Here is a 26,419-nt window from a genome sequence, read left to right on the forward strand (position 1 = left end):
TCTTATTGAATGGTGAATAATTGCTCGAAGTTAGAAATTGTCAGAATTTTTCGAACATCGTCATTACAGTTGGTTAGGCGAATATCAGCTTGATCGCCACCAGCGTGATCGCGTAATAGCAATAACATGCCTAAAGCTGAACTATCGAGGTACGAAGTACCCGACAAATCGACAATGTAGCTATTTACATTCGAATCACCGTGCTCATACGCATCACGAAATTCTTGATGGGCACTGAAGTCGAAACGCCCATGAACCTTTATCGTAAGCTCACGGCCATTACTGGCTAGAGAGGCACTCACTGTCATTATATTTACTCCAAAAGTTTCTTATCATTGCTACTTTAGGTTTAGCACAAGGATTCCATTTGTCATGCTTTCACCGCCTTATTTAGCAAGTGATCAGCAATTTTTGACAGTGGAAGAATGGTATCTACAGCGCCTAGCTCTACTGCGACTTTCGGCATACCCCAGACCACACATGAGGCTTCATCTTGGGCTACGGTAATAGCTGCGTCATCGTGCAAACGCTTCATAGCCGCAGCACCGTCGGCGCCCATCCCGGTTAACATAGCGACCACTAACTTACGTCCACCAATGAGTTCGCGTAGTGAATCGAACATGACTTCCACGGAAGGTTTGTGCAAGTTGACGTTAGGACCATCGTCCATCACACAAAAAAGGCGCTCTCCCTGCTTACGAAAACGCAAATGTCTGCCGCCTTGAGCAATAATAATGCGACCCGGTTTAACCTCTAACCCTTCACTCGCTTCCAAGACTTCCATTGGATAGCGATTATTAAGTCGAAGGCACAAAGAAGCACTGAATACCGCCGGTATGTGTTGCGTTATTACGATTGCCGGACAATGACCAGGCAAACCTTCAATCAAGGTATTAATAGCTTCCGTACCGCCTGTCGACGAGCCTATTGCGACAATGCGCTTGTACACGGCCGAGTTCGAACTGATCGATGTCAAAACACGCGGAGGCAACTCTCGCCTTACGTCTTTAGGTTGCACTCTTGCGACGGCGGCAACACGAATTTTTTCGACCAGAACCTGGGCGAACTGAGCAAATTCCTCGGCATTACGCGCCTGAGGCTTAGCGATGTAATCGACTGCGCCGACCTCTAATGCAGCAAGCGTTTCCGGAGCACCTGCGGCAGTCAAGGTCGAGACCATAACAACCGGCATAGGGCGCAGACGCATGATATTACCAAGAAATTGCAGCCCATCCATTTTGGGCATTTCGACATCCAGTGTCAGTACGTCGGGATTTAACTGTTTGATCTTATCTCTAGCAATGAAAGGGTCATGGGCAACCCCTACGACTTCAATATCAGGTGTTGCATCGAATATTTCTTTTAACATTTGCCGGATTAATGCTGAATCATCAACAATTAATACGCGAATAGATTTACTCATAAATCCTCTCAGAATAGATCGATGCTACCGGCGCCAGAGTTAGGCTGATTCGATTTAGCCACCGATTTCCGGTATTCATTTTCACGCTGCAACAAAGTATCGTTCTTAGTATGTGTAATTCTGCGCATCTTCACTGCGCCAGTATCAGGAAAATAGAGAACCTTTCGAGCATATACATCGCCAACGTCCGCCGCCGCGACTTTCAAACCTTCTTTGGCCAAGTAATTATAAACAAATAAAATATTACGCTGACCAATATCGGTTAAAGAGGCGATCATTTGGCCACCACCAAACAACTTCACTTCTAAATTTTCACGACGACCACCACGCTTTAAGATCTCATTGATCAAAAACTCCATGGCCCAATTGCCATAGCGGGATTCTTGCGTTACTGGGTTACTGCCCCAATTTTCGCTAGAGTTTTCATTCTGAACAGGTAACATGAAATGATTCATGCCACCGATACCTAACACCCGATCGCGTATGCATGCCGATATACAGGAACCCAGTATCGTCACAATCATCTCGCCATGCGTTGAGACATAAAATTCACCGGGTAATATTTTCGCCGCCCACGTTTGGTGTACTTCATCCCAATAACGATTAACGTGTTCAAACCCTCGTAATGCTTTGGGTTGTTCCGCTTTGAGCTGAATAGCCATAGTCCCACTCACCGGATTTTTCTGTAAATAGTATTGCCAATAGACTCGAAGCGAGTGGAAATACCATTCAACGACTCAGAATGGCCGATAAATAAATAACCACCAACCGGCAGGAGATTAGCATAACGATCGAATAAGGTACGTTGAGTGTCCTTGTTAAAATAAATCACAACATTGCGGCAAAAGATAATATCAAACGGCCCTTTTACCGGCCAATCCTCCAATAAATTTAGGCGCTTAAAATACACCATTTCTCGCAACCCATCCTTAACTCGGATCGTTTTTCCGTCTGGGCTGTGCTTGAAGTAATTTTGCTTAACATCCTTAGGTAACGACGAAATACTATCCGCGGGATAAATACCTTGATTCCCCTTTTCTACCACATTTGAATCGAGATCTGTTGCCAGAATCTTAATATCCCAATCGCTAGGAAATGAACTTTGCTTTAACGTAATTGCAATTGAGTAGGCCTCTTGACCAATCGAACACCCGGAAGACCAGATACGCAGGCGTTTTTTCCCTTGCTGTCTTAGCTTAGGAAAGGCTTCACTGCGTAAAAAATCAAAATGATGATTTTCGCGAAAGAAAGACGTCAAGTTCGTCGTCAAAGCATTAACAAACTCGGTCGATTCAGCCTCAAAATTCGCATTAAGATAGGTTAAATAGTTTCTGAATGTGTTCATGCCCAATACACGCAACCGACGTGCAATTCGGGCATAAACCATATTGACCTTATGGTTACCTAAGACAATTCCCGTATGGGTCATTGCCAGCGCCGCTATTTCGTCAAAGTCTTTTTGGGTCATCAGGAATTCCTGATCACCCCCTATATTCACGATGTTTTCGGCTGTACCCATAATGACTTAAAACTCTTCCCATTCATCAGCGTTACTTTTAACCGATAAACCACCTTGTCCTGACGCTTTCGACTTAGGCGCTGAAACGGAAGCTCGGGGGGCTGGGCTATTCATTGATGTCATCGAGTTCATAGAACCGACTTGCCCCATACCGCTAGCTGCATCCAGAGTAAAGAAGCCCATCATTTGCGTCATGTTCTGCGCTTGCTCTGACATCGCCTCACCTGCAGCCGTTGCTTCTTCAACCAAGGCAGCGTTTTGCTGAGTCATTTCATCCATTTGCGCAATGGCACTGTTTACCTGATCAATGCCTGAAGATTGTTCGGTAGCTGCCGTACTAATTTCTTGAATCATCAGAGATACGCGATCAACTGAGTCAATAATTTCAGCAAGCGTCTTACCGGATTCATTAACCAATGATGTGCCCGCATCTACTTTATCGACGCTGTCACGAATGAGATCTTTAATTTCTTTGGCTGCAGCAGCAGAGCGCTGCGCGAGATTACGAACTTCACCTGCGACAACCGCGAAACCACGACCTTGCTCACCCGCTCGTGCAGCCTCTACCGCGGCGTTTAACGCAAGTAAATTAGTCTGGAAAGCGATTTCATCAATCACACCAATAATATCGGCAATCTTTTTGCTGGCGTGGTTAATTTCTTCCATAGCAGTTACTGCTTTGCTAACGACTTGGCCACCTTCTTGTGCCTTTTGACGCGCAGAAGACGCCAGCTCATTAGCATGAACCGAATTCTCGCTGGTTTGTTTAACCGCACTGGTCATTTCTTCCATACTTGATGCGGTTTCTTCGAGGCTAGAAGCCTGTGATTCGGTTCGCTTACTTAAGTCGGCGTTACCTTGAGCTATTTCACTGGCTCCGGTTGCTACAGTGCCAGCGGCTTCGCGGATACGAGTAATGATTTCCGTTAAGCGATCTACCGTTGAGTTAGCATCTTGTTTTAACTTACCAAATGTACCTTCATAATCAGATTCTACTTTACGCGTTAAATTACCGTGGGCGAGCGCATCAAATACACGAATCGTATCGTTAACCACGTTTTCAGAAATCGCCAGCAAGCGGTTTAAGCCCTGCGCTAAATTCAAGAAGAAACCGTCTTTACCGGCCGTTTCAAGTCTACGAGATAAATCACCTGCTGCTGCAGCTTCAACAATATTATCCACTTCTTGTTCTGCCGATACTTCAGCGGTCCGATCTTTCCACTCCACAATCGTACCAATACGCTCGTTCGCGTCATTGAGAATTGGATTTGCAATTAAACCAAAAGTACGACCGCCAACTTTAATTTCCGTTGAGTAAGTCGATTTCAGCGCCGCCAACATACCACGCTGATGAGCAGGCTTTTTATGGAAAGTATCAATATTTGCGCCCATTAAGCGACTGGCATCAAAACCAGGAATATCCTGACGCAAATCGCTTTGCGCATTACTCATCATGTCTTTAACAGCATTGTTCATATACACGATATTCAGATCGCCATCGGCAATCATGGCATTGGTGGTTACCACATCTAACGCTTGCTTAACTCGAGAGTTCTCATCTGCCATTCGTTTAGCAACTTGCTGACGAGCGAGTTCTTCGGTCAGATCAACCCACTCAACCACAGTACCAATGCGAGTGCCGTCAGTACCAATCCATGGCGTTGCAGTAAGCGAGAATGTAAGCCCTGATACTTTTAAATCTGTTTGGTAGGATTCTTTTAGTTCACCCATCATTTGACGTTGATGACTGGGCTTTTTATGAAACTGATCAACTGAGCTTCCGATAAGTTTGCTCACATGAAAGTTGGGCAATTCTTTTTGAATATCTTTTTCACGACCACTTAGCACTTCACTTACACGATCATTCATATAAACAATATTTAAATCGTTATCTGCCAACATCACATTCGCTTGGCAAAGCTTTAGTGCATTAGCAATATTGGCGTTTTTTTCATTCTCTCTGGCTTGGTTCTTTTGCTTAGTAATGTCCGTTGCACACTTAACAACTTTATAAGGCTTACCCGTCAAATCAAAAACGGGATTATAGCTTGCTTGAATCCAGACTTCGCTTCCGCCTTTGCCGATACGAAGATACTCGTTACTATCAAATTCGCCACGATTCAGCTTATCCCAGAATTGACGATACTCATTGCTCGCTTTGTAGTCAGCGCCAACAAAAATGCTATGATGCTTACCTTGAACTTCATCAAGGCGATATCCCATCACATTAAGAAAATTATCATTTGCAGTTAGAATATTGCCATTCATATCAAATTCAATCATGGCCTGACTTTTATTCAAGGCGTCGACTTTAGCTTCTAACTCACGCATCGCTTCCTGCGTTCCGTTATTATTCTCAGCGGAAAATAGATTCTTTAAAAAACTCATAATAACAGCCCTTTCATTATCTTCGTTCAATCCGGCTTTGTTTAGAAGTAGTAGTAAGCAATTCCGGCAATGGATTTTTACGTTATGTTCTTACTACTCAACAACATCTTGAATTGATTTTTTCGCTTTGATATTCAACAGAATATCGACATCAAGCAAGATAACCATCTTGTCGTTCACATTGACCAAACCTTTAATAAAATCCGAGTTTTGATCTTCAGTTAGCTCCGGCGGCTTGCGCGTATCAGAATCAGCGATGGTATAAACATCCGATACTGCATCGACCACTATGCCCATTACGCGATCACCGTTAGCGCCTTCAAACTTCAAAATAATCACTACAGTGACAGGGCTATAATCGACTTCGGGAAGCCCAAACCGCGCGCGCAAATCCATAATCGGGACAATGGTTCCACGTAAGTTAATGACACCACGGATATACGGTGGCGCATTCGGGATGGTCGTCGACTCCTCCCAGCCGCGTATCTCTTGCACGGCCAAGATATCAACACCGTATTCTTCCCCTGACATAATGAAGGTTAAATACTGTTGCTCGTGCTGACCAACTAAATCACGTTGATTTTTTTCTGCAACTGCTTCCATTATGCTATTCCTCAGGCTGCCCGCTCAGATTTGCGGCTGCGTTTTTTCATTTGGTCTAGTGTTTTACCTAAACCAGAAATATCGATGATTAGAGCCACAGTACCGTCACCCAAAATAGTAGCGCCGGATACGCCTAATACTTTTTCGTAGTTCTGTTCAAGGCTCTTAATAACTACCTGCTGCTGGCCCATTAAATCATCAACAACAACACCGATTTTTTCATTATCACCTTCTACTACCACCAGCATTAACTCTTCGGGTTCAGGCTCATCATTGCGTAAACCGAAAATGCCATCTAAACGAAGTATTGGTATGTATTCGTCACGCAACTGCATGACATACTGGCTTCCAGTGATATGACTTAACGAGCGGCGATTAACTTGAATAGACTCGACAATGGATACCAACGGGAAAATGTAGGTTTCATCGCAAACCTTAACTAGCTGGCCATCAAGAATAGCCAAGGTAAGAGGTAAACGAATAATAAATGTAGAACCTATACCACGCTGTGAGCGTACTTCAATGGTGCCGTTTAATGCGGAAATATTACGACGCACAACATCCATACCAACACCACGACCCGAAATATCGCTCACGACATCGGCGGTGGAAAAACCAGGTAAGAATATCAGCTGATGTATTTCTTCTGGTGTTAATACCTGACTTTCTGGTACTAAACCTTTTTGTTTAGCTTTATCGAGAATGCGTTGTTCATTTAAGCCTGCACCATCATCCGCAACTTCGATAACAATATTGCCACCTTGATGAAAGGCATTCAGCGTAATGGTGCCTTCTTCAGACTTTCCATTCGCGATGCGTTGCTCAGTTGTTTCCAAACCGTGATCTAAAGAATTACGTACAAGATGAACCAGTGGATCACCTATTTTTTCCATCACTGTTTTATCTAACTCGGTGTTTTCACCCAAGGTCACTAGGTTAACTTTCTTACTTAACTGATTGCCTAAATCACGCACCAGACGCGGAAAACGGCTAAAGGCAAAGCTGATCGGCATCATGCGTATTTTCATCACGCTTTCTTGCAATTCACGGGTATTTTGTTCAAGTTGCGATAGACCTTCTTGCAACTTAGCTAGCCGACTCATATCAAAATCTTGGCCAAGTTGGCCCAGCATAGATTGCGTAATAACTAGTTCACCGACCATATTAATCAGACTATCGACTTTATCGATAGAAACGCGAATAGATGAGCTTTCGGCATTTTTCGGTGTCGCCTTGGGGGATGCAGATTTAGCCGCAGGAGGCGCTACAGGTTCACTACTTGCCGCATCTACTGAATCGACAGCATCTGAAGATATTTCGGGGGATTCGACTGCAATATCCGTTGGTTTAGACAACTCAGCGTTTTCATTGTGAATCTCGTGATATTCAATATCGCAATCGTCTTCTACCCATTCAAATACCGCGCGAATATAGTCAATATTGGCGGGTGTATTGATCGTTAGAGTCCAATAGATGTAGCACTCTTCGGGATTAATACTGGTAAATTCTGGAAGGTTTTCTAAATGCGCTTCAACATTCAAATACTCTTCGCCGACCACATCCCGCAGCTCGCGGAACATACGAAATGGTTCATTTCCAGTGCGCAACATATCGATATGCGGGCGCATCTCGATTCGCCATCCAATCATCTCTGATTCCGCATTAACTCCGTCACTGGCGACTTCTTCGTTTTTAGCCTTGGGAGCTCCTGCATTTAATATCGCTTCAAAGGCGACTTTAATTTCAGCAGGGCGCGCAGTTTCTGGTGCATTACCCGCTTGCATTGCGCCAAGCATTTCTCGTAGGCAATCAACTGATTGTAAAAATAAATCAATGTATTCCGATTCCATTGCGCGCTTACCTGCGCGAATTTCATCTAATAGTGTTTCAACAACATGAGTAAATTCAGATACTGGCATAAAGCCGAATGTGCCTGCCCCACCCTTAATGGAGTGAGCCGCACGAAAGATTGTGTTGACGATCTCGTCATCCACCGTCTCCGGGCTCATGTCCACCAATTGGCTTTCCATGATATCGAGCCCTTCAAAGCTTTCTTCGAAAAAAACTTGGTGGAATTGCGATAAATCAACACTCATTTGAACTTACCCCAAAACGCGTTTGAGGGTGCTTAGAAGCTGCTCAGGGTTAAACGGTTTAACAATCCAGCCAGTAGCTCCCGCTTGCTTACCCTGCATTTTCATATCGCCCGCTGATTCTGTTGTTAGCATCAGCATAGGGGTGAACTTAAAATCATCCAGCTGGCGTAGTTGCTGAACGAGCTCAATGCCATTCATATTTGGCATATTGACGTCGGTCAGTACTAAATCGAATTTTTCTTGTTTTGCAATTGCCAAAGCTTCAACACCATCTGAAGCTTCTTTTACCTGATAACCAGCACCTTTTAAGGTGAAGGCTACCATCTGACGCATTGATGCTGAGTCATCAACCGCTAGAATACTCGCCATATTAAAACTCCCGATTTACCGAAATTACTGAACTGAAGAAAGATTCAGCGCCGCTACAAGACCTAAATGTTTAGCCGTCGATAACAACACATCATTGGCGTCGTGCCAGTGAATATCATTATCTGTTGTCGCTAACGTCTGGCGTAGTGACAGTACGAGCTGTAAACCTGCAGTATCGCAATACTGTATGTCTGCGGCTCGTAACTCGACATCAGAGCCTTCAAGCAATGCCCTTTCCATTGCTGCATACAGTTTTTCAACGGTATCGATACTTAAGCGTTCGCCGCATTCAATGGAGGTAGTTGTTGCCATCAGAGATACTCTCGATTCAGTCCTAAAACTAAGACTAGACCGGAAAGTCAAAGGTGCTAGATAAACGCAAGAAAAAGTGTGGAATTAACGTGACTTAGGCCGTATGGCCGCATTGCGAGTGGCCCATTCATCGGCTTCGCGCTGCTGTTGACGATCTTGTTCGTGCTCGAACTCCTGTTCCAGCCGCTGCAGCAGCTGCTGCATGGCTTGTACTTTGCCATGCGACTTCAGATAGGCGTCACGGGCGCGTTCAGTTTGAGCCCGTAAACGTTTAATTTGCTCTTGCTGTTGGTTTAATGCGGTTTCAATCTGACTGATAAAGCCGAGTGTATTGTGAATCATACCGGCACTGATGTGACCACTGCTGGGCGTCGCAATCTGTTTTTGATAATCAGCCGCATATACGGTTAGCTGCTGTTGGCGCTCTTCTTCTAAGACTAATTTCTTTTGGCTATCGCCCCAACGACGTAACGCTTCTTTTTCGTCTTTTTCGGCTAGTTCGAGTACGACAGCCAAACGACGAGCGCGAGGATGCCGATAGCTCACCCGCGTTTATCCGGACTAGGGAACAATTCATTAAGCGCTGCCATGCTTTCTTTAATACTGGAGCCTTCTTTTAGACCCTGGCGCAACATAGCTTTAATACGCGGTAAACGTTCAATAGCTACATCGAGCACTTGATCAGAACCTGGCTGGTAAGCACCGACACTAATGAGGTCCTGATTTTGCCGATGATGTGACATTAATCGTTTACACAATTGCGCTTTCTGCAGCCAAGAATCATCCACGATTTGCGGCATAACTCGACTCACAGAAGCCTCAACATCAATTGCTGGATAATGTCCCTCTTCTGCTAAGCGACGCGACAAAACAATATGACCATCGAGAATCGCGCGGCTAGCATCAGCAATTGGATCCTGCATATCGTCGCCTTCACTTAACACGGTATAAAACGCCGTAATAGAACCACCACCTTCTTGGCCATTGCCGGTTCGCTCTACCAATTTTGGCAATTTATTAAATACCGATGGTGGATAACCTTTCGTTGCAGGTGGTTCACCAACCGCTAAAGCAATTTCACGCTGTGCTTGGGCATAGCGCGTCAGAGAATCCATTAAAAGCAGGACGTTCTGTCCTTGGTCACGAAAAAACTCCGCGATAGAAGTGCAATAAGCCGCTGCACGTAAACGCATTAAAGGAGAATCATCTGCTGGGGAGGCAACAACAACGGCACGAGTAAGACCTTCAGGCCCGAGAATTTCATCAATAAACTCTTTTACTTCACGCCCACGCTCCCCAATCAAACCGACGACAATCACATCGGCTGTAGTAAAGCGCGTCATCATGCCCAGCAGCACACTTTTACCCACACCACTACCGGCAAATAAACCAATACGTTGCCCACGGCCAACGGTTAACAACGAATTAATTGCACGAATCCCTACATCAAGAGGCTCACGTATTGGAGCGCGATGCAGAGGATTAATAGGACGCCCTTGCAAATGCCCATGTTCGATATCCACTAATGGGCCTTTGCTATCCAGTGGACGACCAGCCCCATCAAGAACCCGCCCTAACAAAGAAAAACCCACAGGCACGTCAGCAGCGCCGTTAAGTGGCCAAACTTTACTGCCTGGACGGAGCCCATCGACCTGCTCAATGGGCATTAGAAATACGCGCTGATCATCAAAGCCAACAACCTCAGCTTCTATGTCACCGCCCTGTTGGCGCTCCACTCGACAACGGTCACCCACACGAACATCTAGGCCAACGGCTTCTAGGGTTAAACCCACCATGCGAATTAAGCGTCCGGCAGTGCGCGGATGATAAAGAGCTTCAGGACGAATATTGCGCCAGCGATCACTTAGGCTCATCGTTAAATTCCGATGAGGGTGATAGCGGATTATGTGGTTCGAGTTCGTTCGAGGACGTGCCTTCTGTTTGGCTAGGATCTATTGCCGATAAATCCACATTTGCTGAATCGACATTTGCTGAATCCACATTTGCTGAATCCACATCTGCTGAATGAATATCCTCTGAGATATCAGCAGCTAAGATGTCGTCATCAGGCTCCGTCACGAGTGAATCGCTAGTTTCGTCATATGAAGGGAAGTCACTCGCATGCGTCAACATACGGGTAGTGATATCAATTAACTGCTGCTGCATGTGATCACTCACACTGTATTCAATCAGTGAGTGCTCTGACTCCACACGACACTCACCCGCTGCCAAGCTAGAATCAACGTCAAATGCTAATGTGCGACCAATGTTATCCAGTGCGGTTTTTAACAAAGCAGCATCTTTAGTCGACACCACAACGCGGCCATTTTTTTCACCACTCGGTAAAGCCGCTAACGCCGTATTCACATAAGTAAGAATCGATTGAGCACCAAGACTTAATTCATGCTGCAACACATGCTGAGTCATCATAGCGATCAGCCCTGCCAGCACATCGGGTAATTCTCGATCGCGTAATGCTACCTCTGCCTGTAATGTCGCAACTAATTTAGCAACGCGCGCAGCTTCCGCTTCAACCGCAACTCGGCCTGCTTCACGACCGGCTTTTTCGCCCGCCAGCAAACCATCTTTTTGACCTGTAACAAAACCCTCCGCATGGCCTTTTTCTAAGCCCTCGGCACGACCTTCTTCTAACCCTTGATTCACACCCTGCTGACGACCTTCAACTAAGCCTTGTTCAAGACCTGCGTTATAGGCTTCACGGCGAATCAGTTCGACTTCTTCAGCCGTTGGATAATGATGACGTTCCCCCGCTTCAGCTTCGGCTTTAAGATTCTCTTCTGCTTCAGCTTCTGCCGCTTCGCTTTTTTCGCGCTCAACAACATAAGCTGGAGGTTCCGTCCAAAAAGGTAGGCGCCACGGCTTAGCATGATCTGCTTTATCAGCCGGAATCGGCGCATCGCGCTTAGTGTCGGTCATATTACATCATGGCCTCGCCACCGCCGCCCAAGACAATCTCACCTGCGTCTGCCAAGCGGCGAGCAATAGTAAGAATTTCTTTCTGCGACGCTTCAACTTCACTCACTTTAACTGGGCCTTTCGCTTCCAAATCATCACGCAGCAATTCGGCAGCGCGCTTCGACATATTCTTGAAGATTTTTTCTTGCACCAGAGGATCGGCACCTTTCAACGCCACAACCAAAAGATCGGTCGAGACTTCGCGCATCAAGGTCTGAATACCGCGGTCGTCGACATCCACCAAGTTGTCGAATACGAACATAAGATCTTGAATTTGTGTTCCCAGGTCTTCGTCCACCTCTTTGATTTGTTCGAGCAATTCCGCAGCAATGGTACTGTCCACAAAGTTGACGATACTTGCTGCCACTTTGACCCCACCCATGCTTGTGGTTTGCGCACCTGCTTTGCCCGAAAACTGGCGTTCTAGAATATCGTTTAATTCTTGCAAAGCCGCAGGCTGTACTGCTTCTAATGCCGCTACCCGCATAATGATATCGAGGCACACTTTTTCATCAAAATTCGATAAAATTTCAGCCGATTGATCCGCATCTAAATACGACACAACAATGGCTTGAATTTGCGGATGTTCATGACGAATTAAATCAGCTACCTGACGCGGCTCCATCCATTTTAATGAATCAAGTCCGGTGGTATTACCACCGAGTAGAATACGATCAATTAATGCACCGGCCTTATCGTTACCAAGAGCCTGTGTCAGCATATTTCGAATATAGTCGTCTGAGCCCAACCCCATGCCCGTTTGGCCGCTCACCGCATCTAAAAATTCAGAGACCACACCTTCGACTTGGCCTTGATTAATATTTTTCAACGTCGCCATCGCCGTACCCACACGTTGCACCTCTTTCGGCCCCATGTGTTTTAAAATTTCAGCAGCGTCTTTCTCGCCCAATGTCATGAGCAAAATAGCGGCACGCTCAACACGGCTTAAATTCGCTAGTGCATTTTCGGGCATCGTATTCTCAGCCATTGTTTTCGTTCACCCATCCAATAACCACTTGAGCAACACGCGCAGGATCTTCGGCAATTAGACCTTTAAGTGCATCTAACTGACGCTCATAGCTTTCTGATGCGCCTGGTAATAAATATTCGTCCATACCTGCCAGTGTTACGCGATCATCATCTAATCCGGCTTCGGCATCTTCCAATTCATCCAGTAAACTCGATTCATCATCACGACCTCTGCTGGCAATACTTTTAATCGTTGGGCGAATCACACCGAAAATTAATACCAGTATGAAAAGACCCGCTAATACTTGCTTCATGATTTCCCAGAACCAAGGCTGTGTCCAAAAATCTGGATCACCCAGCAATGTTTCACCTTTGCCCATAAAGGGCGAATTGATCACGTTAACGCTATCGCCACGCGCAGCATTAAAACCAACCGTATCTTTGACCAATACTTCTAAACGCTGCAGATCAGCATCTGTCCATGGCTGCAGTACCATGTCGCCATCCGCATTCATTATTTCTCGATCATTCACTACAACCGCAACGGTTAAACGTTGAATACGCCCGACCTGACTTTGTTTGTAGCTCAACGTCCTATCGACTTCATAATTGCGTGTAGCCTCAGAGCGACGTTTACCTGCGGCGCCTGCACCACCAGCACCTGTGCCTATCGCTTGCTCTGGCGCCGTGGCTGCAGCAGGAGGTTGATTCGATAAAGCCCCAGGAATACCACCAGCGTCCTTTCCACCATTTGATTCATCAACCAATTGTTCACTACGCAAAGCAATTAAATCAGGATTAAATAACTCTTCGCTTTGTTCCTGAATAGTAAAATCAATATCGGCAGATACTTCTGCTTTATAATTAGCCTCACCTAACACAGGCTTAAGAATATTATTAACCGCCTGAGTAAGGGTTTCTTCAACCTTCTCTGAATATTCAAGCTGTCGGGTTGCCATCATTTCGCCAGTATCTTCTGGCGCAACTTTGGATAGCAAATTACCCTTTTGATCAACAATAGAGACATCAGCGCGATCCATTTCGCTTACCGACGACGCCACCAAATTCATAATGGCTTCAACCTGATCGCGCGATAAATCACTACCCGGATATAGCTCTAAAAACACCGATGCTCTCGGTTTACGTTGATCGCGCACGAAAACAGATTGTTTTGGCAGTGCTAAATGCACACGAGCATTACGAACACTTTTGACACTGGCAATTGTACGCGCCAACTCACCCTCAAGACCGCGACGATAACGCGCATTTTCAATAAACTGACTCGTACCTAACGTACTATCTTTTTCTAATACTTCTAGTCCAACTGTTTTGTCATCAATTAAGCTCGCTGCCGCCAGCTTCATACGCGCTTCATGCAGATCACTGGCTTGCACCATTAATATCTGCGTTACTGGATCAATTTGAAAAGGAATATCTTCGCGCTGCAATACCTCGACAATGTCTTGAGCATTGTGATCTTGCATACGGTGAATAAGCGGTTTGTAAGTGGGTTCGCGTGACCAGATAAAAATAGCAACCACCAATGCAATTACCAATGCAATACCGCCGATAACGGCGGCTTGGCGCACTATATTTAATTTGCCGAAACCTGCCATAAGCGGATGGGAATCAGTGCGAGTGTCAGTCGATGCTGGTGTCATCGCCGCTTCAGTGCCGCTACCACTATCGGCACCTGCCATCGCTTGTGCTGGTACATTATCCATACATCAACCCATTAAACCGGCATGTTCATGATGTCTTTATAAGCTTCGACCAGTTTATTACGAACCTGGGTCATTGCTTGAAAAGACACGCTGGATTTTTGTAATGCAATCATAACTTCTGGTAAGTCAATGGATGCATCCCCCTGCTCAAAACGGGTAGCCAAATTCCCAGCAACTTTTTGATTTTCGTTGACGTTATCAATCGCAGTTTTAAACATAGTCTGAAAATCAGGAACCGTATTGTCACCACTGACTTTCATACTATCGCCATTAACGCGATTCACATCACCGATGCTTTGTGGACGAGCCACCGAGTCGGAACGCATCATGCCTTCAACACCACGACTGGCGGGTGCTGAATTAATGGACTGTTCGTGCTGCGTGCGCAGCTGATCTTTTACCTGACGCATCTGCATTAAAACGGAACTGACATCGACACGATCAATCATACTGCTACCCTCGTTGCCACCCTGACTGCTGTGAGTTCATGATGGCGTATCATTATTTTTTGACACTTTTCGGCAGTTTTCATGCCCTTTATTCTGACGTTGCAACTTGCTTGCCAGAATTAAGGGCAAAGGGAGGGAAAGGAGGAAAGTTTAAAAAGAAGACACCATAGATTCGACATCAACACCTTCATCGCGCAAGCGCGCAACCTTGTAACGCAAGGTTCTTGGGCTAATACCCAAACGATCAGCAGCTTCCTTGCGACTAGGCTCTTCTTTTAGTGCCTTGACGATCAGTTCTACTTCTCGAGTACGTAAATCGCTACCCAACTCGCCCTCCTCCGCCGGTAAAACGACGCTAGCAGGCATCTCATGCTGACGGTTTTTCGGCACAGGAGTCAGAATCAAATCGTTCGGGTGTAGTTGCGGCCCCGTTTGCATAATCAATGCACGCTGAATGGTATTGTCTAGCTCACGAACATTACCCGGCCAGCTATGGGCAAGCATTTTTTGCTCAGTTTCAGGTAACATTTTCGGCACTGGACGCTTCATTTTACCGGCATGGTGAGTCAGCAAGCGCTTAGCTAAAGGAATGATATCTTCACGACGCTCACGCAGCGGCAACCAATTCAATGGGAATACGCTAAGACGATAATATAAATCTTCACGGAAATTGCCTTCCGCCACGTAATCCGCTAAATCTCGGTTCGTCGTCGCTAAAATACGCACGTCCAAATCCAACGTTTTCTTACCACCTAAACGTTCGACCTGTCGCTCTTGAATAACGCGTAACAACTTTGCTTGCAGGCTCAAATCCATTTCGGTGATTTCATCTAGCAATAAGGTGCCACCTTCAGCCTGTTCAAATTTACCCGGCATAGCATTGTACGCTCCAGTAAATGCACCTTTTTCATATCCAAACAGCATAGCTTCCAACATATTCTCTGGAATAGCTGCACAGTTAATGGCAATAAAAGGCTGATGCTTACGGCTTGATTGCTGATGAATATAACGAGCAAGCACTTCTTTACCTGTGCCGCTCTCACCACTGATTAATACTGTCGAATCAGTTTGCGCCACACGCTGAGCCATCTGAAACAATTGCTGCGAGGACGCTGCTTCACATACGGGTTCAGACTCATCAACGTCTACCGACACATCTTGCGTAAAGGGCTTCAACAAGGCGTCCAATTCACGTAATTCAAACGGCTTCATCAGATAGTCGTTAGCGCCGCGTTGCATTGCCTTAACGGCCTGACCAACATCGCCATAAGCCGTCATCAATAATACCGGCAACCAAGGATGCTGAGCCTTTATCTGATCCAGCAACTCTAAGCCATCCATCCCTGGCATATTGATATCCGACAGCACCAAATCCAATGTATGGCTGCGTAAAATTGCCATTGCCTCAATGCCATTCGGAGCTTCAAAAACTTCGTAACCCTTTAACATTAAGGTATCGACAATCGCTTCGCGCAAGCGCGGATCATCTTCTACAACCAGTAAACGCATGATCATTTCCTCCAGTAAAATCGACCGCTAATTAGTTACCCATTAGCGGTAAAAATAGTTCAGCTGAAACGCCGCCCATCGGGCTATCCGCCAACAAAAATTCGCCGTGATGCGCACGCACTACCGCTTGAACAACCGCCAAACCCAACCCCGTACCATTACTCTTTGTGGTGAAAAATGGTTCCATCATGCGGGCTTTTTGCTGCGGTTCTAAGCCGGGGCCGTTATCCATAATTTGAATATGAGCGCGTCCATCTTGAGTTTCTGTTAATACAATTCGGATGCGAATCGGGTGTTCACAAGATTCCAGCGCATTATTAATTAAATTCATCATGCTGCTGATTAAGGCATCGCGGTTACAGATAAGAGATGTGCCTTCAATGCGGTTATCGACAATACATTCTGCGCGATATTGGCTAAGAGGAACTTCCATCGCCGCAGTAACCCCCGCCATTAATTCGGCAAACGTCACTTCATCATTCAATGGCGCTTCACCCCGAGCAAAAATCAACATATCGCGTACTTGGCTTTCGAGATGATGCAAACGCTCTTGCAACTTGCCTGCGAACTTTAAGCGATGGGGAGCGGGTAAATCGTTGGAGGCTAGATGCCCTGCATACAAGGTCGCAGCGGCGAGCGGCGTACGAATTTGATGAGCCAGTGAAGCAACCATTTTGCCCATGGCCGATAAACGCTCATGCTGACTTAACTGGGCTTGTAGGGCACGGGTTTCCGTCATATCGGTTAATAAAATTAACTGACCACGTTCGTTCAGCATCGCCGTTGTACGCAAACTAACGCGGCGACCGTCTACCAATGAAATTTCGTGGCCATCATCGCGGCGCGGTTTAAAACAGCGTTGAATAATCACGCGCCAGCGCTGCCCAACCAAGGTCTCAGCGCCAGAAGCCGCGAGTAGTAATTCATTTGCACCCGCATTACTCTGCACGACAAAGCCATTTTCATCGAGCAACAAAACACCCGCCGGCAACATCTGTAATAAGCTTTCAAGGCGATCCGCTAAACGTTCTTTTTCCGCTAATTCCTGCATCCGCTGAGCTGAGACCGTGGCAAGCTCACCACTGAGTTGCTCAACCTTACTTTCTAGAAATGCATAGGAATTCGTCAGCTGCTGCGACATCTCATTAAACATATGAAATGCGCGCTTTAGCTCAGCCGGATCCATTTGTGGAGCGACAGGGACGACATTCATCTCCTGATGACTCAATGCTGCATTTGCCATAACACCCTCAAGAGCGCCGGTAATCCGACGTCAAAAACACACTTTATAGGGTTAGAGCAATTAGCGTGCCCGCATGACAGTTAATTGGCTTTTTTATTTAAAAATGAAGACGGAAAGCAGGCGGAATGGCGTTATTTCTGCAATAACAGTAGCCCGATGGCCACTTGTAGGAGCGAAACTTTTTCGCGAAGGCGTGGCAAACGGAATAAGCATATCGTTCATAGACGTTTTCGCGGATAAGATCCGCTCTTACGATCTCAATATTTCGCCTGTAGGAGGTACTCAGGGAGCGAAGCGAGCAGTGCCGATACCCTTCGCGACTACGAACAAAAAGCGTTCGTTGAATCGCTCCTACATGAGCAACAAGCAGCTCCGATGATTTAAAACAAAAACGGGGCCGAAGCCCCGTTTGTTTTTGCAGTATCTATTTATTAAAGCGCTACCTAGCGTCTTACGCTGTATCTTTTTCTTTACGCTGCAAATCGTATTTACGCATTTTCTCGACCAAGGTCGTGCGGCGAATATTCAATTTCTCGGCAGCTCGGGCAACAACGCCATTGGAGTCGTCTAAAGCCTGTTGAATTAACGAACACTCAAGATCTTGCAGATATTCACGTAAATCTAAGCCATTCACTGGCAGTAATGCAGGGCTATCAACGCCTGCTAAGCCTTCGTTTTGAGTGACATCGGCGACTACTGGCAATGCAAGACTTTCATCACCATCATCAACATGGCGGAATTTCTTCGGCAATTCATTCACGCCGACAACGCCATACGGGTGCAGAATAGCCAAGCGCTCAACCAAGTTTGCAAGCTCACGTACGTTGCCATGCCAATCGTGTCGGCATAGCGACATAATCGCGGCAGAGTTGAATCGAATTGAGCCGCGCTTTTCATTTTCAAGGCGAGAGATCAATTCATTCAGCAGCAGTGGTAAATCTTCAACGCGCTCGCGTAATGACGGCATGTCGATGGGAAATACATTTAGGCGATAATACAAATCTTCGCGAAAGCTACCGTCCTCGATCATGGTTTCGAGGTTCTTGTGCGTTGCGGCAATGATACGTACGTTGGCATTAATGGTTTTATTACTACCTACGCGCTCAAACGTATGCTCTTGCAGAACTCGCAGTATCTTCACCTGCATATTCAGCGGCATATCGCCGATCTCGTCTAAGAAAAGTGTTCCACCTTCTGCCATTTCAAAACGGCCCGGACGACTGTTAATCGCACCGGTAAAAGCGCCTTTCTCATGACCGAACAGTTCACTCTCTAATAACTCAGCAGGAATAGCACCGCAATTTACAGGTACAAACGGCTTGTTGCGGCGATGGGAATGGTAATGAAGATTACGTGCAACCACTTCTTTACCTGTGCCCGATTCACCTTGAATCATCACACTAACGTCTTTATCCGCTACCTGCATAATGAGCTCGCGCACATGCTGAACCTGACGGCTAGTACCAACCAAGCTGCGGAACAACTGAACCTCGCGGCGTTCGCCACGACTGCGATTGTGGGTGTATTGCTCGCGGTAGACCTGACAACGGTGCAGACTATCAAGTAGCTTGTTATAGCTCGGCGGCATTTCGATGGCCGCTAACAAAGCACGACGCAAATTTTCAGGCATAGACTCAGGTGAATCTGACCCCATAAACAGGATCGGCATACCTTTATCCCAAGATAGAATCGCTTCTACCACATCAGCCATAGGGGTTGTGGCACTGTCGCCTAAAATAACGGCGCTGATATCGGTGCTATCTTCGACATGACCTTCAACCTCACGGCGCCAGTCATTCGTTTGCGCGACAATAGCTTCTTCACCGAGAAAATCTAAGATTACTTTTAGATCATGGCGACGTTGCGCATTATCATCTATCAACAGTACTTTTATTTCTCTCCACATGGCGCTCAGCCTTTCCTTCCTATGATGACAGGTATGGATTTCATACTCTGAAACGTCATTTGATTGACTTAGTGTTCTTCAGTTAAGTAGTAAAATTGCAGTAAGTCAAACTTCTGACGTTAAATAATTGTTGTTACTACTATAAACTTCACAGGCGCCATTTATATCCGAATGTGTCGTCAAATGACAAGAAGAAATCCCCGATAAATCAGGGATTTGTCAGAAAGGAATAATAATTACAGTACAGGTGTTAGGCTGAAATGGTACTTCCAAGACGACCAGAATCCGAATTGTCAGTGGATACTTGACCGCCGTGAGCACCGCGCAAGTACTCCTCGCGAATGCCATCCCAACCGGTTTTAACCTCTAACATAAGGCCCATAATTTCATCGATCATATCGACATCATTATGACGTGTAGCCTCGAGTAACCGGCGAATCATGTAGTCGTAGAGACGATCAAGATTACTGGCAATATCTCCGCCACTTTGATGATCAAGACTCGATTGCAGAGTTTGAATAATTTCTCCAACCCGACCAAGTAACTTGGCCTTTTCTTCCATATCCTTGCGCTCAATAGCACCTTTCGATTGAGCCATGCGGGTAAGAGCTGCTTCCATCAGCAATTGAATTAACCGGTGCGGATCCGCATCCAACACTTCCGATGTCACATTCACTTGCTGGTATTGCTTGGCACCTGACTTATACATCATGGCGTCTCCTGAAATCGTATGGGCCTGATTATGTTTGCGGCCATCGAATCAATTTCTTTAACTTTTTTTTGTCAGGAAGTTTCAAGGTCCCAACCGCCTTAGGCGTCTTCTCACAACCCAAAAGACTACACCAAAGCGGCAACACCTTGCCCGGCAATGCGGTGCCGCATTGCCTGTCTTTCTATTATTAAATGAAAAAATCCATATAAATCAATAAATTAAAAAGTGGCACAGATTCTGCTGATAGGCCATACACACTCGAAATTGAGGTGCCGATTATGGCCAACCCACAACGAACTACACGCGCAGCGGTCAGCCCTCCGGGAGACCACCGGATACTGATGGACACTGCAAGCCGCTGTTATAGCGATGCCGTGCGTCGTGGCAATGAAACCATGATGGCAAGAGCGAATGACCTAGCGATAAAAGCTTATGAGCTCGCACCTAATTACCTTCCAGGTATTAACTTGCTGGCACGTATTGAATTGCAACGTCAGCATCTAGACCGCGCAGAGCACTGGGCACATTTAGGATTAAGCCTAAAACCTAAAAGTACTAGCTTACTCTACAGTGCTGGCCATATTGCATTGGCGCGAGGAGAGCTCGACCAAGCAGAAGAATTTTTTAGTCGTGCTTGCCGAATTTCTCGGGTAAATACCAAATCGGCGACCTTCTTAGCTCACGTTAAATTATTGCAAGGCGATTATCTTGAGGCCTTCCAACAATATCGAGAATTAGCGAAAACCCAAGCTAATGATCCACAAATTCGTAACAAATTATTTGAAGCGGCAAATAACATTGTCGCGGATTTTTATTCATCAGAGCTAGAGCAAGATCTATTACGCTACCTCGAATTCCCTGACGTTGACTACAGCAATTTACGCCCTTTAGCGACCTCATTAATCAAACATAAATTGCGATTATCAGAGGCTGGATGTCCTTTAGAACTTGACGAAATCGCTCAAGATCCACTGTTATTAACTTGCTTAACCAAGTTTTATTTCAGCGATCCTCTCATTGAGCGCTTGCTGATGACGTTACGACAAACGTTACTCATTAGCTGCAGTCGCCAATTGGCGATTCGTAATGAATATCTGCCGCTGGTGTGCGCATTGGCGTATCAATGTTTTTTAAATGAATCAGTCTGGTACATCAATCACACAGAAGCGAGCTTAGTTAAACAACTAACTGTCGTTAGCGAAAAAATGGTCGCTTTAAATACCCTGGGTGTTGATGATTGCTATCCAATTTTATTGCTGATTTTCATGTATAAACCGGCGGCTAACACCAGTATTTTCGAAACATTAGCCGAGCGAGAATGGCAATGGCCAACCTTGATGCAACCGCTAATAAACGCCAGTATAAAAGATACGTTTGCTATGCATCAGCAAGGGCTTACCATTCCTAATTTAGGTGTTAGTAGCAATAGTGTATCGACCCGAGTGCAAGCTCAATACGATGAGCATCCGTACCCTCGTTGGACAGCGCTAGGCTATAACCAGCCCGCCAATTACTATGCATCCTTGAAAGCGTTATTCCCGTATAAATTAAATGATCTACCTAATATACACAAAACACTTAATGTACTCGTTGCTGGTTGTGGTACCGGACGTCATGCACTACGTCTTTCGCGCTATTTCGAAAAGCTGAATGTAACCGCGATGGATTTAAGCCGTACGGCATTATCTTATGGGCGTTATCAAGCGCAACTACGCAACTTAAAAGACATTGATTTTATTCAAGGTGATATTTTAGTCAGCGAACGCTTAGGACAATCATTCGATATTATTGAATGCTCTGGCGTATTGCATCACATGGAAAAACCAGAAGCCGGACTGCAAGCACTCGCGCGCCAACTAAAAGCCGGCGGTTTAATGAAAATTGCGCTGTACAGTCGTACTGCTCGGTTGAATATTGCGGCGCTACGCAGTCAGCTTAAAGATCAATTACCACACGGTAATGAAGAAATACGACTCGTACGTGAGGCTCTTTTGCAGGGAAATGTCGATGGTGACTGGAATAATATTCTGCAATCTGATGACTTCTATAGCCTCAGCGCTTGTCGAGACTTGCTATTCCACGAACAAGAGCACGTATTTAATTTAACCGAAATAGACGAACTGGTAAAAAATGCGGGGCTTGAATGGGTGGGTATATTACCGCCGCACAATTCACGGGCTTTGTCTCAGCAACATCTAAGTAAAACACCAGACACTATGACCATTGAAGACTGGGATGAATTAGAGCAGAAAGAACCGGCTATTTTTGCCGGTATGTATCAGTTCTACGTCAGAAAACCTCAAAATTGCCATTGAATCGGTGTCTGGCCGCGAGCGGTCAGATACTGATTAATTTGCGAGAAAGGTTTGCTGCCGTAAAATCCACGATACACAGACAACGGCGATGGATGTGCCGATTGCAATACTAAGTGCTTGGTCTGATCAATCGCTTTGCACTTCTTCTGCGCGTAACCGCCCCAAAGTAAAAACACCAAACCCTCGCGCTCGGCATTCAGTGCGGCGATAGCAGCGTCTGTAAAGGCCTCCCAGCCTTTCTTTTGATGTGAGCCGGCATTTGCTTGCTCTACGGTTAACATGGCGTTCAGCAGCAATACACCTTGATTGGCCCACGGCGTTAAATCACCAAGACCAGACATAGCAACACCAAGATCGCTCTCGATTTCTTTAAAGATATTGACCAGCGATGGTGGTGGCTTTATTCCCTCAGGAACCGAAAAACTCAAACCATGCGCTTGGCCTTCACCGTGATAAGGATCTTGGCCAATAATCACCACCCTCACCTGCTCAAATGGTGTGTGATTAAATGCATTAAAGACCAAAGGCTCAGGCGGAAAAATCACCTTACCCGCGGCTTTTTCAGTCGCCAAAAACGCCGCTAGGTTTTGCATGTAGGGTTTATCGAATTCTGCGCCTAAAACACGTTGCCAAGATGGATCGAGAGGGCTTTGTTGGAAATCAGGCATGAAGTACATCCTAGGAAAAATGGAACGGATAATAGCATTACTGATGGTGTGACAAACCACAAACACATCGCGACTACGAACAAAAAGCGTTCGTTGAATCGCTCCTACAGGTATTCATCTCTATTTGAACAATAGAAGGTGCTCGGGAAGTTGTCGGTGGGACATTGGCAGCGGTAGGAGGTATTTAGCAGTTGTAGGAGGTACTCAGGGAGCGAAGCGAGCAGTGCCGAAGCGGTATAAAAACCACAAACCATCGCGACTACGAACAAAAAGCGTTCGTTGAATCGCTCCTACAGGTATTCATCTCTATTTGAACAATAGAAGGTGCTCGTTGAATCGCTCCTACAACACCGTCGATACATTCTGTTCAAACCATATCGTCTCGTACCTCTAAGCTTGCCGCAATAAAGAACCACGATAAGGCTCAGAGACACAAAAAAACAGCGGCCTAAGCCGCTATCAAACTACTCAGCCAATGGCTTCATATGCGGGAACAAGATCACGTCTTTAATGGTATGGCTGTTGGTAAACAACATCACCAAACGGTCGATACCGATACCTTGGCCTGCCGTCGGTGGCAAACCGTATTCCAACGCACGCACGTAGTCGTCGTCGTAATGCATGGCTTCGTCGTCACCTGCGTCTTTCTCTTCCACTTGCTTACGGAAACGCGCCGCTTGGTCTTCAGCATCGTTTAATTCCGAGAAGCCGTTGGCCAATTCACGGCCACCAATAAAGAATTCAAAACGGTCGGTCACAAATGGGTTGGCATCGTTACGACGGGCCAACGGTGATACTTCCCATGGGTATTCGGTAATAAAGGTTGGCTGATCGAGTTTTTCTTCAGCCGTTGCTTCAAAAATCTCGCAAATATATTTACCTGGGCCCCAAGCAGATTGCTTGGCAGATACCGGTACACCAACGCTTTTCGCGTATTCTTTTAACGTGTCCATATTATTGGCTGCATCGTTAAGTACCGCTGGATCCATGTCTGGATTGTACTTAATAATGGCGTCAACCATAGTGATACGAGTAAACGGCTTACCGAAATCGTATTCCGCTTCGCCATACGGCAAAATCGTCGTGCCCAAAACGGTTTGCGCTAAGAAACGCAGCATGTCTTCAGTTAAATCCATGAGATCGTTGTAATCGGCATACGCCTGATAAAACTCGATCATAGTGAATTCAGGATTGTGACGCGTGCTCAAACCTTCGTTACGGAAGTTACGGTTAATTTCGAATACTTTATCAAAGCCACCAACAACCAAACGCTTTAAATACAGCTCAGGAGCGATACGTAAAAACATATCGATATCCAATGCATTGTGATGCGTTTCAAATGGCTTAGCCGAAGCACCACCTGGAATGGTTTGCAGCATTGGGGTTTCGACTTCTAAGAAACCTTTTTGCGACAAATAGAAACGCATGCTTTCGATCAATTTAGAGCGAATTAAGAAAGTACGACGCGTTTCTTCGTTAATAATTAAATCAACATAACGCTGACGGTATTTCATTTCCTGATCGGCAAGACCATGGAATTTATCGGGTAATGGACGCAATGATTTGGTCAGAATACGGAAGTTTTCAACTTCGGTCACTTCACAATACAGTTCGCCTTTACCCGATAATTGCAGCGTGCCTTTAGCGCCAACAATGTCGCCCATATCCAGCAATTGCCATGCTTCGCTTTCTTTTTGCAAAGCTTTACCTACGTATATTTGCAGGCTACCTGTGCTGTCGTTAATACCGACAAATGGGCCACCACGACGCATGACACGGCCAGCAACAGCAACCTCAATACCGAGACCTTGTAGGGTTTCTTTATCCTTTTCGCCATGCCCAGCTTTCAATTCAGCCGCTAGATCTTTACGACGAAAATCATTTGGATGGCCATTCGCAGCGTTATCCACACGCAACTTTTCTAATTTAGCGCGACGTTCGGCAATGAGTTTGTTTTCATCCTGAACGGTTTGAATCTGATCGGTCATATTGCACCCTTCTCTGTCGGGTAAATCTTGAAATTTGGTTTTAACGCAGTTTCCACAAGTGAGAGGATCAAAGACCCTTCTTCAAACTTGCTTCGATAAACTGGTCTAAATCGCCGTCTAATACCGCTTGCGTGTTACGTGTTTCAACACCAGTACGTAAATCTTTAATACGCGCATCGTCCAATACATAAGAACGAATCTGACTGCCCCAGCCAATATCCGACTTACTGTCTTCTAACGCTTGGGCTTCGACATTGCGCTTTTGCATCTCATGCTCATAAAGCTTGGCTTTCAACTGCTTCATCGCTTGATCTTTGTTCTTGTGCTGCGAGCGATCATTCTGACACTGAGTCACGATATTGGTCGGAATGTGAGTAATACGCACCGCCGATTCAGTACGGTTAACGTGCTGACCACCAGCACCCGAAGCGCGGTATACGTCGATGCGTAAATCCGCCGGATTGATCTCGATATCAATATCGTCATCCACTTCGGGAGAAACAAACACAGAAGAAAACGACGTGTGACGACGATTACCTGAATCGAACGGGCTTTTACGCACTAACCGGTGTACGCCTGTTTCCGTGCGCAGCCAGCCGTAGGCATATTCGCCTTCAACACGAATGGTTGCGCCTTTAATACCAGCGACTTCACCCTCGGAAACTTCCATCAACTCACCTTTAAAGCCGTGAGCTTCAATCCAACGCAGGTACATGCGCAACATCATATTGGCCCAATCTTGCGCCTCTGTGCCGCCAGAACCCGACTGAATCTCAACATAGCAGTTGTTCGGATCTAATTCGCCCGAGAACATGCGACGGAATTCCAATACCTCTAGATTGCTGCGCAGTGCCGCTAACTCAGCCTCAACATCTGCCACCGAGCCTTCGTCATCTTCCTCTACCGCCATCTCAAGTAGGTCACGCGCATCAGATAACCCTACGTCGAGGGTATCAATGGTTTTCACCACATTTTCTAATGCAGAACGCTCTTTACCCAACTCTTGGGCACGTTCTGGATTATCCCAAACATCACCCTGGGATAGCTCCTGCTCTACCTCTTCAAGGCGCTCGGTTTTGGTAGCGTAGTCAAAGATACCCCCTAAGCACGTCGGTGCGGGCTTGCAGGTCTTTGATGAGTTCGACGATTGGATTGATTTCCAAGCTGGTCACCTATGTAAAAAACGAACGGATTCGAGAATGCGCGCGCATTCGGAATACAGACAAAATGAGGCGGCATTTTACAGAAAG

General features: G+C 45.9%; 23 protein-coding genes. 1 reads left to right on the plus strand and 22 read right to left on the minus strand.

All coding sequences use genetic code 11. The features are described from left to right. Positions 1-2: 2 nt before the first annotated feature. The 19 genes from TOL_RS12095 to fliS all read right to left on the minus strand — a co-directional run bounded on the left by TOL_RS12095 (position 3) and on the right by fliS (position 20,198). On the minus strand, positions 3-308 hold the full coding sequence (locus tag TOL_RS12095) for an STAS domain-containing protein (RefSeq protein WP_015487621.1): 306 nt from the start codon (positions 306-308) through the stop codon (positions 3-5). A 62-nt stretch (positions 309-370) separates the two neighbouring features. Next, positions 371-1,423: a protein-glutamate methylesterase/protein-glutamine glutaminase gene (locus TOL_RS12100; protein WP_015487622.1), complete on the minus strand. Its 1,053-nt coding sequence runs from the start codon at positions 1,421-1,423 to the stop codon at positions 371-373. Between the two features lie 8 nt (positions 1,424-1,431). After that, positions 1,432-2,085, minus strand: a complete 654-nt coding sequence (cheD, locus tag TOL_RS12105; protein WP_015487623.1) for a chemoreceptor glutamine deamidase CheD — start codon at positions 2,083-2,085, stop codon at positions 1,432-1,434. A gap of 8 nt (positions 2,086-2,093) precedes the next feature. Further along, positions 2,094-2,942 carry a CheR family methyltransferase gene (locus tag TOL_RS12110; RefSeq protein WP_051052409.1) on the minus strand — a complete coding sequence of 283 codons (849 nt, stop codon included), beginning with the start codon at positions 2,940-2,942 and terminating at the stop codon, positions 2,094-2,096. A 6-nt stretch (positions 2,943-2,948) separates the two neighbouring features. Beyond that, positions 2,949-5,330 carry a methyl-accepting chemotaxis protein gene (locus TOL_RS19435; protein WP_015487625.1) on the minus strand — a complete coding sequence of 794 codons (2,382 nt, stop codon included), beginning with the start codon at positions 5,328-5,330 and terminating at the stop codon, positions 2,949-2,951. A 93-nt stretch (positions 5,331-5,423) separates the two neighbouring features. Next, positions 5,424-5,933 carry a chemotaxis protein CheW gene (locus TOL_RS12120; RefSeq protein ID WP_015487626.1) on the minus strand — a complete coding sequence of 170 codons (510 nt, stop codon included), beginning with the start codon at positions 5,931-5,933 and terminating at the stop codon, positions 5,424-5,426. Positions 5,934-5,944: 11 nt separating this feature from the next. Beyond that, positions 5,945-8,029 carry a chemotaxis protein CheA gene (locus TOL_RS12125; RefSeq protein ID WP_015487627.1) on the minus strand — a complete coding sequence of 695 codons (2,085 nt, stop codon included), beginning with the start codon at positions 8,027-8,029 and terminating at the stop codon, positions 5,945-5,947. A gap of 6 nt (positions 8,030-8,035) precedes the next feature. After that, entirely contained in the window at positions 8,036-8,398 is a 363-nt protein-coding gene (locus TOL_RS12130; RefSeq protein WP_015487628.1) for a response regulator, read from the minus strand. Between the two features lie 24 nt (positions 8,399-8,422). Then, a complete protein-coding gene (locus TOL_RS12135) occupies positions 8,423-8,710 on the minus strand; it encodes an STAS domain-containing protein (RefSeq protein WP_015487629.1) in 288 nt (95 codons plus the stop codon). An 84-nt stretch (positions 8,711-8,794) separates the two neighbouring features. Further along, positions 8,795-9,256, minus strand: coding sequence for a flagellar export protein FliJ (gene fliJ / locus TOL_RS12140; RefSeq protein ID WP_015487630.1), 462 nt, complete (start codon positions 9,254-9,256; stop codon positions 8,795-8,797). Further along, the gene (fliI, locus tag TOL_RS12145) at positions 9,253-10,584 is read right to left on the minus strand and encodes a flagellar protein export ATPase FliI (protein ID WP_015487631.1); all 1,332 of its coding nucleotides are present in this window, start codon (positions 10,582-10,584) and stop codon (positions 9,253-9,255) included. The genes fliJ and fliI overlap by 4 nt, the downstream gene beginning before the upstream one ends. Continuing rightward, positions 10,571-11,647 (minus strand): FliH/SctL family protein, encoded by a 1,077-nt coding sequence (locus TOL_RS12150; RefSeq protein WP_015487632.1) that lies wholly within the window; start codon positions 11,645-11,647, stop codon positions 10,571-10,573. The genes fliI and TOL_RS12150 overlap by 14 nt, the downstream gene beginning before the upstream one ends. A 1-nt stretch (position 11,648) precedes the next feature. Continuing rightward, entirely contained in the window at positions 11,649-12,674 is a 1,026-nt protein-coding gene (gene fliG / locus TOL_RS12155; protein WP_197537893.1) for a flagellar motor switch protein FliG, read from the minus strand. After that, a complete protein-coding gene (fliF, locus tag TOL_RS12160; protein WP_015487634.1) occupies positions 12,667-14,379 on the minus strand; it encodes a flagellar basal-body MS-ring/collar protein FliF in 1,713 nt (570 codons plus the stop codon). The genes fliG and fliF overlap by 8 nt, the downstream gene beginning before the upstream one ends. A gap of 11 nt (positions 14,380-14,390) precedes the next feature. After that, a complete protein-coding gene (gene fliE / locus TOL_RS12165) occupies positions 14,391-14,828 on the minus strand; it encodes a flagellar hook-basal body complex protein FliE (RefSeq protein ID WP_015487635.1) in 438 nt (145 codons plus the stop codon). A 150-nt stretch (positions 14,829-14,978) separates the two neighbouring features. Beyond that, positions 14,979-16,337, minus strand: a complete 1,359-nt coding sequence (locus TOL_RS12170; RefSeq protein ID WP_015487636.1) for a sigma-54-dependent transcriptional regulator — start codon at positions 16,335-16,337, stop codon at positions 14,979-14,981. A gap of 31 nt (positions 16,338-16,368) precedes the next feature. Next, entirely contained in the window at positions 16,369-17,580 is a 1,212-nt protein-coding gene (locus tag TOL_RS12175; protein WP_144055370.1) for a sensor histidine kinase, read from the minus strand. Between the two features lie 451 nt (positions 17,581-18,031). Then, positions 18,032-19,486 carry a sigma-54 dependent transcriptional regulator gene (locus tag TOL_RS12185; protein ID WP_015487638.1) on the minus strand — a complete coding sequence of 485 codons (1,455 nt, stop codon included), beginning with the start codon at positions 19,484-19,486 and terminating at the stop codon, positions 18,032-18,034. 250 nt (positions 19,487-19,736) lie between these two features. Then, positions 19,737-20,198 carry a flagellar export chaperone FliS gene (fliS, locus tag TOL_RS12190; RefSeq protein WP_223248717.1) on the minus strand — a complete coding sequence of 154 codons (462 nt, stop codon included), beginning with the start codon at positions 20,196-20,198 and terminating at the stop codon, positions 19,737-19,739. Positions 20,199-20,476: 278 nt separating this feature from the next. Between fliS and TOL_RS12195 the strand changes: the two genes are divergently transcribed. Then, positions 20,477-22,513 carry a class I SAM-dependent methyltransferase gene (locus tag TOL_RS12195; RefSeq protein WP_015487640.1) on the plus strand — a complete coding sequence of 679 codons (2,037 nt, stop codon included), beginning with the start codon at positions 20,477-20,479 and terminating at the stop codon, positions 22,511-22,513. Here the strand turns inward: TOL_RS12195 and ung are convergent. The 3 genes from ung to prfB form a co-directional block, all read right to left on the minus strand. Next, entirely contained in the window at positions 22,498-23,181 is a 684-nt protein-coding gene (gene ung, locus TOL_RS12200) for a uracil-DNA glycosylase (protein ID WP_015487641.1), read from the minus strand. The genes TOL_RS12195 and ung overlap by 16 nt on opposite strands. Before the next feature lie 464 nt (positions 23,182-23,645). Next, positions 23,646-25,169 carry a lysine--tRNA ligase gene (gene lysS, locus TOL_RS12205; protein WP_015487642.1) on the minus strand — a complete coding sequence of 508 codons (1,524 nt, stop codon included), beginning with the start codon at positions 25,167-25,169 and terminating at the stop codon, positions 23,646-23,648. A 67-nt stretch (positions 25,170-25,236) separates the two neighbouring features. Then, a protein-coding gene (gene prfB / locus TOL_RS12210; protein WP_144055371.1) for a peptide chain release factor 2 occupies positions 25,237-26,332 on the minus strand; the annotation gives its coding sequence in 2 pieces (ribosomal slippage) (positions 25,237-26,259 and positions 26,261-26,332; 1,095 coding nt in all). Positions 26,333-26,419 lie beyond the last annotated feature (87 nt).

Origin of the sequence: Thalassolituus oleivorans MIL-1, from assembly GCF_000355675.1 — a bacterium.
GTDB lineage: Bacteria > Pseudomonadota > Gammaproteobacteria > Pseudomonadales > Oceanobacteraceae > Thalassolituus > Thalassolituus oleivorans.

Bases quoted from the DNA above. Each gene is read 5' to 3' on its own strand.
- TOL_RS12095 (WP_015487621.1), bottom strand. From the start codon at position 308: ATGACAGTGAGTGCCTCTCTAGCCAGTAATGGCCGTGAGCTTACGATA.
- TOL_RS12100 (WP_015487622.1), bottom strand. From the start codon at position 1,423: ATGAGTAAATCTATTCGCGTATTAATTGTTGATGATTCAGCATTAATC.
- cheD (WP_015487623.1), bottom strand. From the start codon at position 2,085: ATGGCTATTCAGCTCAAAGCGGAACAACCCAAAGCATTACGAGGGTTT.
- TOL_RS12110 (WP_051052409.1), bottom strand. From the start codon at position 2,942: ATGGGTACAGCCGAAAACATCGTGAATATAGGGGGTGATCAGGAATTC.
- TOL_RS19435 (WP_015487625.1), bottom strand. From the start codon at position 5,330: ATGAGTTTTTTAAAGAATCTATTTTCCGCTGAGAATAATAACGGAACG.
- TOL_RS12120 (WP_015487626.1), bottom strand. From the start codon at position 5,933: ATGGAAGCAGTTGCAGAAAAAAATCAACGTGATTTAGTTGGTCAGCAC.
- TOL_RS12125 (WP_015487627.1), bottom strand. From the start codon at position 8,029: ATGAGTGTTGATTTATCGCAATTCCACCAAGTTTTTTTCGAAGAAAGC.
- TOL_RS12130 (WP_015487628.1), bottom strand. From the start codon at position 8,398: ATGGCGAGTATTCTAGCGGTTGATGACTCAGCATCAATGCGTCAGATG.
- TOL_RS12135 (WP_015487629.1), bottom strand. From the start codon at position 8,710: ATGGCAACAACTACCTCCATTGAATGCGGCGAACGCTTAAGTATCGAT.
- fliI (WP_015487631.1), bottom strand. From the start codon at position 10,584: ATGAGCCTAAGTGATCGCTGGCGCAATATTCGTCCTGAAGCTCTTTAT.
- TOL_RS12150 (WP_015487632.1), bottom strand. From the start codon at position 11,647: ATGACCGACACTAAGCGCGATGCGCCGATTCCGGCTGATAAAGCAGAT.
- fliG (WP_197537893.1), bottom strand. From the start codon at position 12,674: ATGGCTGAGAATACGATGCCCGAAAATGCACTAGCGAATTTAAGCCGT.
- fliF (WP_015487634.1), bottom strand. From the start codon at position 14,379: ATGGATAATGTACCAGCACAAGCGATGGCAGGTGCCGATAGTGGTAGC.
- fliE (WP_015487635.1), bottom strand. From the start codon at position 14,828: ATGATTGATCGTGTCGATGTCAGTTCCGTTTTAATGCAGATGCGTCAG.
- TOL_RS12170 (WP_015487636.1), bottom strand. From the start codon at position 16,337: ATGCGTTTACTGGTTGTAGAAGATGATCCGCGCTTGCGCGAAGCGATT.
- TOL_RS12175 (WP_144055370.1), bottom strand. From the start codon at position 17,580: ATGGCAAATGCAGCATTGAGTCATCAGGAGATGAATGTCGTCCCTGTC.
- TOL_RS12185 (WP_015487638.1), bottom strand. From the start codon at position 19,486: ATGTGGAGAGAAATAAAAGTACTGTTGATAGATGATAATGCGCAACGT.
- fliS (WP_223248717.1), bottom strand. From the start codon at position 20,198: ATGATGTATAAGTCAGGTGCCAAGCAATACCAGCAAGTGAATGTGACA.
- TOL_RS12195 (WP_015487640.1), top strand. From the start codon at position 20,477: ATGGCCAACCCACAACGAACTACACGCGCAGCGGTCAGCCCTCCGGGA.
- ung (WP_015487641.1), bottom strand. From the start codon at position 23,181: ATGCCTGATTTCCAACAAAGCCCTCTCGATCCATCTTGGCAACGTGTT.
- lysS (WP_015487642.1), bottom strand. From the start codon at position 25,169: ATGACCGATCAGATTCAAACCGTTCAGGATGAAAACAAACTCATTGCC.